Source organism: Agriterribacter sp. (assembly GCF_035444585.1).
Lineage (GTDB): Bacteria > Bacteroidota > Bacteroidia > Chitinophagales > Chitinophagaceae > Agriterribacter.
The window spans coordinates 1-10,669 of sequence record NZ_DAOMOZ010000175.1; the positions used below are offsets into that span (position 1 = coordinate 1).

11 protein-coding genes are annotated in these 10,669 nt (G+C 45.0%); 4 read left to right on the plus strand and 7 right to left on the minus strand.

From position 1 onward, the window contains the following. Positions 1-113 precede the first annotated feature (113 nt). On the plus strand, positions 114-2,777 hold the full coding sequence (locus PLH26_RS16365; protein ID WP_324587104.1) for a c-type cytochrome: 2,664 nt from the start codon (positions 114-116) through the stop codon (positions 2,775-2,777). 64 nt (positions 2,778-2,841) lie between these two features. Here PLH26_RS16365 and PLH26_RS16370 read toward each other — a convergent pair whose 3' ends face one another. Continuing rightward, on the minus strand, positions 2,842-3,396 hold the full coding sequence (locus tag PLH26_RS16370) for a sugar O-acetyltransferase (RefSeq protein WP_324587105.1): 555 nt from the start codon (positions 3,394-3,396) through the stop codon (positions 2,842-2,844). A gap of 220 nt (positions 3,397-3,616) precedes the next feature. On the opposite strand from PLH26_RS16370, the gene PLH26_RS16375 reads away from it, so the two are divergent. Together PLH26_RS16375 and PLH26_RS16380 are read left to right on the plus strand one after the other, a co-directional pair. Next, complete coding sequence (locus PLH26_RS16375; protein WP_324587106.1) at positions 3,617-4,240, plus strand: YceI family protein; 624 nt, start codon at positions 3,617-3,619, stop codon at positions 4,238-4,240. A gap of 415 nt (positions 4,241-4,655) precedes the next feature. Continuing rightward, positions 4,656-5,702 carry an AI-2E family transporter gene (locus tag PLH26_RS16380; RefSeq protein ID WP_324587107.1) on the plus strand — a complete coding sequence of 349 codons (1,047 nt, stop codon included), beginning with the start codon at positions 4,656-4,658 and terminating at the stop codon, positions 5,700-5,702. Between the two features lie 145 nt (positions 5,703-5,847). Here PLH26_RS16380 and PLH26_RS16385 read toward each other — a convergent pair whose 3' ends face one another. After that, positions 5,848-6,321 carry a pyridoxamine 5'-phosphate oxidase family protein gene (locus tag PLH26_RS16385; protein ID WP_324587108.1) on the minus strand — a complete coding sequence of 158 codons (474 nt, stop codon included), beginning with the start codon at positions 6,319-6,321 and terminating at the stop codon, positions 5,848-5,850. Between the two features lie 184 nt (positions 6,322-6,505). On the opposite strand from PLH26_RS16385, the gene PLH26_RS16390 reads away from it, so the two are divergent. Beyond that, complete coding sequence (locus PLH26_RS16390; RefSeq protein WP_324587109.1) at positions 6,506-6,904, plus strand: hypothetical protein; 399 nt, start codon at positions 6,506-6,508, stop codon at positions 6,902-6,904. On the opposite strand, the gene PLH26_RS16395 is transcribed toward PLH26_RS16390, so the two are convergent. The 5 genes from PLH26_RS16395 to PLH26_RS16415 all read right to left on the minus strand — a co-directional run. Then, positions 6,901-7,956: a response regulator gene (locus tag PLH26_RS16395; protein ID WP_324587110.1), complete on the minus strand. Its 1,056-nt coding sequence runs from the start codon at positions 7,954-7,956 to the stop codon at positions 6,901-6,903. The genes PLH26_RS16390 and PLH26_RS16395 overlap by 4 nt on opposite strands. A gap of 3 nt (positions 7,957-7,959) precedes the next feature. After that, positions 7,960-9,204 carry a PAS domain-containing sensor histidine kinase gene (locus PLH26_RS16400; RefSeq protein WP_324587111.1) on the minus strand — a complete coding sequence of 415 codons (1,245 nt, stop codon included), beginning with the start codon at positions 9,202-9,204 and terminating at the stop codon, positions 7,960-7,962. A gap of 126 nt (positions 9,205-9,330) precedes the next feature. After that, positions 9,331-9,477: a hypothetical protein gene (locus PLH26_RS16405; RefSeq protein ID WP_324587112.1), complete on the minus strand. Its 147-nt coding sequence runs from the start codon at positions 9,475-9,477 to the stop codon at positions 9,331-9,333. Between the two features lie 84 nt (positions 9,478-9,561). Continuing rightward, positions 9,562-9,789 (minus strand): hypothetical protein, encoded by a 228-nt coding sequence (locus tag PLH26_RS16410; protein WP_324587113.1) that lies wholly within the window; start codon positions 9,787-9,789, stop codon positions 9,562-9,564. 42 nt (positions 9,790-9,831) lie between these two features. Continuing rightward, the coding region (locus PLH26_RS16415) for an outer membrane beta-barrel family protein (protein WP_324587114.1) at positions 9,832-10,669 on the minus strand (838 nt) is incomplete at its 5' end.

A 10,669-nucleotide genomic window follows, 5' to 3' on the forward strand; every position in this document is an offset into this window, starting at 1 on the left:
GGTTCATTAAAAGAAAATACCAATCTTTGGAAGCACTGAAAAGTTCCTGCCCGGATTGCCGGGAATTTATAAGTAAATATTAACGCTCAATTATGTATCTAAATTTTTTGCCAGTGAAATCAATTGTAACGGTCGCAGCTTTGGCTTTCGTATTTTTTTCCTGCAACGACGGGAAAAAAGCTGAAGGCCCCGTAGATCCTAAAGTAGAAAGATTGAAATTGCAGCCCGGGTTTACGGCTGAGCGTTTGTTTGGCCCATCTGAAAACGAGGACGGCTCATGGGTTTCAATGACTTTTGATGATAAAGGCCGTATCATTGCTTCCGACCAGTACGGCGCTTTATACCGGCTGGTGGTGCCTCAGGTTGGCGATACAACCAAAACCACCATTGAAAAGCTGGCCATACCCGGTGATAACACGCTGGTGGGAGATACCAGTAAAAAGAAAGTAGGCATCGGCTATGCACACGGACTGTTGTACGCATTCAACAGCCTGTATGTAATGGTAAATACTTTAAATGATAAGGCAACCACCAGAACAAGCGGGTTATACCGTCTTCAGGATACCGATGGCGATGACCAGTTTGATAAAGTAACCTTACTGAAAGCGTTGAAAGGAGAGGGGGAGCATGGTCCGCACAGCCTCATACTGTCGCCCGATAAAAAGTCTATTTATGTTGTGATCGGTAACCATACTGATATACCCGGGTTGGACGCTTACCATTTGCCTTCGAACTGGAAAGAAGACAATCTTTTTCCCCTGATAACAGATCCCAACGGTCATGCGGTTGACCGTAAAGCGCCCGGCGGGTGGATTGCCAATGTTGATCCGGAAACCAATCGCTGGGAGCTGATCAGCGCCGGATATCGCAATCCATTTGATATAGCATTCAATGCTGCCGGTGATTTGTTTACTTATGATTCGGATATGGAATGGGATTTCGGCACCCCCTGGTACCGCCCTACACGCATTTGCCATGTTACCGATGGCAGCGAATACGGCTGGCGTACGGGCAACAGCAAATGGTCGCCGTCGTACCCCGATAACCTGCCCCCGGTTGTGAATATCGGGCAGGGGTCTCCTACGAATTTGATGTACAGCGGTAACGCACGTTTTCCCGAAAAATATAAAAATACCTTATTTGCTTTCGACTGGAGCTTTGGCATTATCTATGCCATTCACCTCGAAGCCGATGGCGCTTCCTACAAAGCACAGGGCGAAGAGTTTCTTTCGGGATCACCCTTACCCTTAACCGACGGAGAGATAGGCCCCGATGGCGCAATGTATTTTTTGACCGGTGGCCGCAGGCTGGAATCAGATCTTTACAGAGTATATTATAAAGACAATAAGGAAAAAACAACGGATGAGTTATTGGGCACACCCGAAGAAACGCCCGAGAGTAAATTACGCAAGCAATTGGAAGCGTATCACGGGGAGCCACAGGCGGGTGCGGTTGATTTTGCATGGCCACAATTAAAAAACAGTGATCGTTTTGTGCGTTATGCGGCACGTATTGCCGTTGAACACCAACCGGTAAGCCAGTGGCAGCAACGGGCGCTTGATGAAAAAGACCCTGTAACCGCTACACAGGCATTGATTGCACTGGCACGCCAGGGGAATGTCGGTGTAAAGGACCAGATGCTGAATGCGCTTACCGCTATAGATTTTGCAAAGCTTTCCGAACCGCAGCAGATAGATATAGTTCGTGCTTTTGAACTGGTATTTTCCAGGATGGGGCAGCCCGATGCGGTAACAAAGGAAAAAGTGATCGCTTATCTTGATCCGCAATACCCTGCAAAAACCAATGAGCTTAACCGGGTGCTGAGCAAGGTGCTGGTATATATTGAAGCGCCGAAAGCGGTTGAAAAAACGATGGAGCTGATGGCTACGGCAAAAGATGAGGATACGCAAAAAACTTTTACCTCATCTTCCGATCTTATAATGCGCAATCCGCAATATGGAATGGATATCGCCAATATGCTGTCGAAGGTGCCGCCGCAGCAGCAAACCTATTATGCCAATGTGCTGAGCAAAGCTAAAACCGGGTGGACGCCTGAATTGCGTGAAAAATATTTCCAGTGGTTTTATAATGCATTCAGCTATAAAGGCGGCCACAGTTTCAGGGGCTTTATCAACAAAACAAGGACCAATGCGCTGGAAAATGTTCCCAAAGCCCAGTTCGCCCATTTTAATACCATCTCCGGGGATTCCATTGTGAATCGTAGCGGAAACGAATTGGCCGATGCAGCCATACAGCCCAAAGGCCCGGGCAGGAGATGGAAAATGGAAGATGCGGTTGCGGTAATAGACAGCGGGTTGGTTAACCGGGATTTTGAGCAGGGAAAAGCCATGTTTGCCGCATCTCTTTGTATTTCCTGCCATACCATGAAGGGTGAAGGTGGTGTATCGGGACCGGATCTCACGCAATTGGGTACCCGCTTTTCTACAAAAGATATACTGGAAGCGATCATTGATCCAAGCAAAACCATTTCAGATCAATATGGCGCCACCGTATTTTATCTGAAAGACGGCGGTTCTGTGCTGGGAAGGCTTATCAAAGAAGAGGGTGACAACTATGTTATTTCCCAGAACCCGTTTGCGCCGCAGATCGTAAGGGAAATCCCTAAAAAAGATGTGGCACGTACAAGAGTATCTGAAGTGTCTCCCATGTTGCCGGGCATGATCAACAGGCTGAACAGTGAAGAGTTAAAAGACCTGATCGCTTACCTGGTTGCGGGTGGCAATAAAGACCACGAAGTATATACAGGCAAGAAGTAAAAGGTCACATATTATAATATCAAAAAACTTCGCCGGGTTATGACACCGGGCGGAGTTTTTTGTTTTACAAATCCTTTATCTTACGGCAGGGGTTACCTGCTGCAAAACAATCATCAGGAACATCCCTGGTTACAACGCTTCCGGCGCCTATTACACAACGGTTACCGATGGTTACACCCGGACAAATGATCGCTCCCCCGCCGATCCATACATCTGATCCGATGTTAACGGGCTTCCCCGATTCGAGGCCGGAAGCTCTTTCTTCCCAGTTCATGGGATGAGTGGCAGCATAGATCTGAACCGAGGGGCCGAACAGCACATTATTGCCAATCGTAACTTTCATTATGTCCAGCACTGTGCAGTTATAATTGAAATATACTTTGTTGCCGGCAGATATATTGGTTCCATAGTCACAAAAAAAAGGCGGTTCAATGGTTAAGCCCGAACCCTGGTCCGGGATCAGCGCTTTTAAGATCCGGGCCCTCAGCTCCCTGTCCCCGCGTTCTGCGCGGTTGAGCTGGTTACACAATGACCTGGCTTTTCTCCTTTCTTCCAGTAATTCAGGATCGGAAGCATTGTACAGGTCACCATTCAGCATTTTCTGTTTTTCCGTTGGCATAACTGTTGTTTTATGCAAATGTCTGGCTTGCTATTTGCTGGTTTGCTAAACGTAAGCGGGCTATATCTTTGCCTGTCATATTTCCTGCCATGTTGTGTAAAAATATTATTAATCCCTCCAACTTCCCGGTAAGTGTTAATTCAATCAAAAAAAGACAGGCAGTTCATTGAAGTCAATGTTTAAACATTAATTTTGCATTCTAAAACTAAAAAAAACAAAAATGAAAAAAGTCATTTTCTCTTTTTCTATTGCTGCATTGGCGGTAGGCTGTGTAAGCAATCCCGAAGGCAACAAAGCTGAAACAACCGATGCAGTGGTGGCTGCAGCCGTTGAAGGCGATAGATTAGCTGTTGATACAACCGTTTCTACCATTGCATGGCATGGGAGAAAAGTAACCGGGGAGCACACCGGTAGTATAAAACTGCAAAGCGGCGACCTGGTCATAAATGAAGGTAAGCTCACGGGAGGTTCTTTTATTATTGATATGAATTCTATTGAAAATAAAGATGTTACGGATCCTGAATTCAAAGGAAAGCTGGAAAACCATCTGAAGTCGGATGATTTTTTCGCTGTTGAAAAATATCCTGTCAGCAAATTTGAAATTACAGAAGTAAAAGACCTTGGTAATAATAAAGTATCTATAGCCGGTAACCTTACGCTCCGCGATGCAACAAAGAATATTACCTATGAAGCCGATGTGATTGAAAGCAGCGCAGACAAATTTGCCGCCAAAGCCGACTTTAACATTAACCGCAAAGATTGGGGCGTAGCTTATGAAGGAATGAAAGATGACCTGATCAGCGATGAGATCAATTTTAAAATAAACCTGGTAGCTGCTCAATAGGCAGTTCACAACCTTTGCTACCGGGGCTGTCTCAAAAGCTTTGTTTTGCCACTAAGGCACTAACCTGCCGGCAGGCACGAACACGGAGAAAATAAAATCTGAAGATCAGGGCTTTGCGTCTTAGTGCCTGTCCCGTCCGGTTCATACGGGCCTTTGCGGCATATCTTCAACACCCGCTTTTTGAGACAGCCTCTTTTTTTGGGCATGCAAAGCATAGCGGTCATTGCCTGGCGGTATCATTCAATGATTAACTTTATGCAATAAATAAAAAAGGTGGCGGCGATCCGGCAAAATACAGCATATTTGAAAAAGAAATTGTCGGAAATTTCATGCAAAATGAGGAAGAACGTCAACGATATTGTTTACACAATAAAGCTGTCTTACCTTTTACTTTTACCAAATTTTATTCTCTGTTATGACAAGCCAGCCCCGGACCGCCGCCGATATGCTTAAATACCTGCAGATCCTATTTTTTGCGGCTATTATCCTCTATTTCGGGAAAGTACTTTTTATACCCCTGTTTTTCGGACTGCTCATTGCCATGATTTTGTACCCTGTTTGCAAATGGCTCGAGGAGCGTCATTTTCCCAGGAGCGTTGCCATTGCTGTTTGCCTGTTGATCGTAACCCTCCTTTTTGCAGGCATTGCAGCGCTGCTGGTCTGGCAGATCAACGTATTTCGCCAGGATGCACCGGAGCTGATAAAAAAAATGCGGGTTACGGGGCAGCAAATACAACAGTGGCTTACAGAAAGCATCGGACTTACCACAACCACATGGATGCAGCAGGGTATAGGCAGCATTGGCGGAATTGTAAAATCGGTGGTCAATAATACACTGAACATGCTTTTTATGTTGTTCCTGATCCCTGTATACTGTGCATTGTTTTTGTATCACCGGAGGGTGTTTGTCCGGTTCCTCCGGTGGATGGTTGCCAGCCGCCACCTGCCGCAACTGAATGCGGTTTTGCATAAGATGATTGATGTTTATTTTAATTACATCAAGGGCATGATACTGGTATACATTATAGTGGGCGTACTTAATAGCATTGGCTTGTTGGCGCTTGGCATAGAACACGCTTTTTTGTTTGGAATGCTTTGTGCCATTATGACCATAATCCCTTATGTTGGCATTGTTGTAAGCGCTTTGTTGCCGATCTCAGTAGCGTGGTTGTCTACCGGCTCCGTATGGTATCCGGCGGGTGTGGTAGGTATTTTTGCAGTTGTGCAATACCTTGAAGCCAATGTAATTTTTCCAAAGGTTGTGGGTGTTCAACTGAATGTAAGCACCTGGGCCATGCTGGTGGCCGTTATTGCCGGAGGGATCTTATGGGGTGTTTCGGGTATGGTGTTGTTTATCCCTTTTGTGGCCCTGTTAAAAATAAGTACAGATCATATTGAAGAATGGAAACCGCTGAATATACTGCTCAGCAGAAGCAATGATGCCGGCAAATTACACCGGTAAACGAAACAGGAGTGTGAGCAACACAGACTGCCACGGGGACTTATCATCATGGCGGCACCGCAGACTGCCGCGGGAATTCCAACAAAGCAAAGCAATATCAGTAAAATGATCTTCATAGTTGTGCCAACCAGAAAATATATGTTGCTTACGAAGCAAAAAAGTGCTTTTCCGTGCTTTTCTCAAAGCGACCGGTTTTTTCTGTTACACGGATGCGAAAAACAACTCCTGATATTTTACTTACGTCCTCGTCCTGGAAGGGCCATTGGGACGTGAGATGCATGGTTTCACTGCTGATCAGTGGTAGTTTTCTTTCCGTAAGCTTTTGAAGCGCCTGGCTTCTTTCGGGTCCGTGGGACAGCTCTTCAAATTCTCCCCACACAATAACTCTTTGCCAGTTAGAAAGATCCCTCGTATCATCTGCCTGAAAGCAGATCTTTGGATTTTTTCGCATCATGTCTATTTTCATGCCTTCGGAAGTATGCCCGTAAATATAGGTGCCGTCGTAGGCATAGCTGATCGGCACTACATAGGTCACATCCCTGGCATGACAACCAATCCGGCCTACCAGTTGCTGCTGCAGCAGTATTTCTGTATCATCGGGGCTTAATGTTCCAAACATGAGCTATTGTTTTTTCAAAGATAAACAATGTTTTATGCTAATGGAGCTGATGAAGGTCAGGTACTTGAAGGCAAAATGCTGATAGTGATCATTTTTTTCATATTGATTAAACTCATGGTTTCTGTTGATGCAGGTTCTGTTATATACCGGGGCTTTGAGGCATATTTGAAAGTAAAACCTCATCATGCATCTGCGTATTTCTTCGAAGCTGCCAATCAGTGATGTACAGAATATGTTCAGCAGTACATTTCCCTTTTTGAAAATAGAATTTTTCAGAAGCGGGAGTTTGCACCAGTTGTTACCGGGTGATCAGGACATTAGAGAGGCAGAAAAAAAAATTACGGAAGGCAGCATAGAAATCACAGGCGAAATGAAAGTGAGCGAACTGGAGCGGGCACTCAACAGGTTGTTCCCGCTGCATGCGCAGGTTTTCAGGCGCTCCGGAAATATATGGCTGGAAACTACTATGACCGACAACTGGACCCTTGCACGGCAAAATGAGCACGGCAGAGAGATTTCAGCGCCAGGTAGTAAAAAAGATCCGGCACGAAACGATTATGATCCCGACAGAAACAATGATTAATACGCCAGGTTGCTGAGGCGGTCGGGCTGCGAAACAATGATCTTACCCTCCCTGATCTCAATCAGTTGCTCTGATTTAAAATCGCTTAAAGTCCGTATCAGCGACTCGGTGGCCGTGCCTACATACTGGGCGATATCCTCTCTTGAGATCTCAATGCGTTTTGAAGATTTTCCCGCATTGAATTTGGTGTGGATGTCTACCAGTGCCTTTGCCACACGCTTGCGCAGTGAACTGTAAGCCAGATTCAGCAACCGTTCCTCCTTTTCTTTTACATTTTGTGTTATGAGATGAATGAATTTTGCTGCTACGCCTATATCATTGTAAATCATTTTCTGAAAATCTTCCCTGGGCAACTGTAAAATATCGGCATCTTCCAGGGCAATAGCACTATCGTTATAAGTTTTATCTTCAATAATTGGAGCGTATCCCATGAAGTTGCCTTCGCTGAACAGATCGGTTATATATTCTTTACCGTCTTCATGAGTTCTGAACCCTTTTACTTTTCCTTTTACGATATAATATAAAAACCGCGGTCGCTTTCCTTCCCGGTAAAGAAATTGCTTTTTAGTATAAGGTACCACATCATATTGATTGGTGAGCTGCTGTATGAGCCCCGACTCATTTATATCTTTCATGAACTGCGCTATGCCCGGAGCACCCGGTGCATAACGTTGCGATAAGATCTCTCTTTTTTTAAGTCGTATCTCTACAGCATTCAGTAGTTCAATTTCTTCAAAAGGCTTGGTAATATAATCGTCAGCCCCCATTTCCATGCCTTTGCGCAGGTCGGATCTTTCGGTTTTTGCAGTTAAAAAAATGAAAGGGATATTACGGGTATCGGCGCTTTTTTGCAAAAGATGCAATACGCCGTAACCATCCAGTTCGGGCATCATAATATCGCAGATGATAATATCCGGGTTTTCCTTACGCGCTAATTCAACTCCTTTCTTTCCGTTTTCCGCAGTAAGGCTTGTATAACCTGCAAGCGCCAGGATCTCGGCAGTATTGTCGCGGATATCCGGGTTGTCGTCAATAACTAGAACAGTTGCCATGGGTTATGATTTTTGACCGGTCTGGGGGATGATAACTGTAACAGTGGTTCCCCTGCCCAAAGTACTTTTTATTTTAATGGTTCCCTTTAAAATGTCGGCGTATCTTTTTATAATATGGAGCCCAAGCCCGGTACCCTGTATATTCACCGCATTTCTTCCCCTGAAAAAGCTGGAAAACAGGTGCTCCTGGTCTTCTTCGGAAATACCGATGCCTTTGTCTTCAATTTCAACTTCAAACTGCGATGGACTTGTCTTGCTCCCGATATAGATGGCCGTACCTTCTGCCGAGAATTTAATAGCGTTGGCAAGAAGGTTAACGATAATATTCTTAAGCAGCCTTTTGTCGGAAAAGAGCGTTGGGTTTCCTTTGCAGGAAAAAGAAATATCCTGTCCTTCCTTTTGTAAAGGTTTCATTTCCTCCATCAGCTCTTCCATAAATTCTTCCAGGTTGAACAATACGGGTTGTATTTCAACCTTATTCTCCTCTAACTTTCCGAGAGACAGGAAGTCATCCAATATATCATTCAGGTTTCTTACAGCATTTTTTATTTTTTCTATATGACGCTCCCGTTTATCCTGTTCGGCTGTGGTGGTATATTTTGAAAGTAAGGCAGCCGAAGACAGCACCGTGCTCAGCGGCGTGCGGAATTCATGTGAGGCTATAGAAACAAACCGGCTTTTGATTTCACTGAGCTGTTTTTCTTTATTGAGGGCGTCGTGCAGTTCCTTCTGCGATTGCTCCAGCTTTTGCAGCGCTTCTTTTAATATCAGCGTTCTTTCCTCTACTTTTACTTCGAGCTGTGTGTTAAGCTTACGCATATCACTGGTCATTTTTTCCAGCTCCGTTTGCTGGTGCAGCATATCCTGCTCTATTTTTTTCCTGTGCGTAATGTCTACAATAAAAGCGGTTACAAACAATTCATCTTCTCTTTTATAAAAGCTCAGGCTCACTTCAACCGGGATTTCCGAACCATCGCTTCTGCGGCCGTAAAGGTCTCTTCCCGAACCCATTACCCGGTTTTGCGGATGATGGTAAAAATCCTTCCGCTCACCCGTATGCTGTGAATGAAAGCGTTGGGGGATCAGCATTTCAATGGGTTTGCCGATGATCTCCGGTGCATCATAACTGAACATGCGCTCTGCTGCGGGGTTAACCAGTGTGATCTCTCCCTTGCCATTGGTAAGTATAATGCCTTCCGTTGCATGTTCAAATAAAGACGCAAGATGCGCTGTATCCAGTTCCATCATATGACTCTTATTTCCAGCGTTTGCCTGATATCTTCTTCCCGATAATGGATCAGTGCATGACTTTTTTATATTGCCGGAATGTTTGCCAAAATAAAACAATTAAGGCAAGCGGCAAGCATTTTATACTTAATCTTTCTGACCTGTGAGCTCGGTTTCCATGACAAGCACCCGGGGATAAAGAATATCATTCTCCAGGTGTATGTGGTGAACAATGTCGTTGTCTAATTCCCGCAGCTTCAGCAAGGAAATCCGGCTTCCGGGTTTTGTAATCATGCAAAGCATATGAAGGCATGCTGTGCGTTGCAGCTTCGAGTTCCCGTATCACTTCTTTTGTATCAAGGTTTTTATTGACGCAGGTCACTTCCAGTAGAAATCTATATCATGCTTTTTGAATACCGCGGCCGTACGGTAATCGTTTTTTACGATATCTGAAATGAAGGCGCTTCCCTCAATGCGTTTGATTTCTTCAGGCATACCTGTTCTACCTCCTTTGCAATACAGTTTTTGTAAAACTATCATCTCTCCCGAATGATCAACCTGATCATTATCATAAGCTTTCCTGATCCTTAACGTATGACCGGTCAATGACTTCGGATTAAATTGCCGTTATCCGGCTTTGCTCATGCCTCATGATTCCTGTTCCAGCGTTTCTTTTACTTTTTTCTTGGCCTGGCGAAGCCGGTAGTTGAAGGTAAGGTTAACCTGCCGCAACCGTCCCTGCGACATATTTTCCGTATAAAAATTAGCGCCTTCGGTAATGGAGCGGTAACGGCGTGAATTAAAGACATCCAAAACATTCAGCGTCAGGGTAGCTTTATCTTTAAGAATGTCTTTACTAACAGCCAGGTCCATGGTAGCAATTGATTTGCGCCTGCCCTGCGGTGTTTGTTGCGGCGCTTCATAGTTGCCGCGGATCTGTATGTCCGTATTTTTCCAAACAGTAGCCCGCGACAGTAAGCGCACCAGCCAGCTATAGGTATCGCTCTTAAATTCATCATCGAGGTTGCTGCCGTCGGTAATGGCACGGAAGAAATTAACGCTGGCATCCGTTTTCCACCATGTAAAAGCCGAATAGGATCCCGTAAATTCTGCGCCGAACGAATTCTCCGTTGCCAGGTTTTGCGGAAGCGTAACCGAATTGCCCTTTTCATCCACTCTTTTTACATACAATATTTTGCCTTTGGTATTGCGGTAGTATACCGATGAACTGATGGAAGCCTTATCAAGGTATTTGATATGTCCTATTTCAAAAGAATGGGTGAACTCGGGGTCAAGGTCGGGATTACCGCTCCAGTAATTGCGGTTATCGCTATAGGTCATGAAGGGGCTGAGGTCGTTGTATTGCGGACGGCGTACGCGCCTGCTGTAGCTTACCTGGATAGCATGTCCCTGCGGCAGGTCATACGTAATATGCGCGCTGGGAAAAAAGTTCAGGTATTTGCGCGGATTCACTTCATGGGTTTGT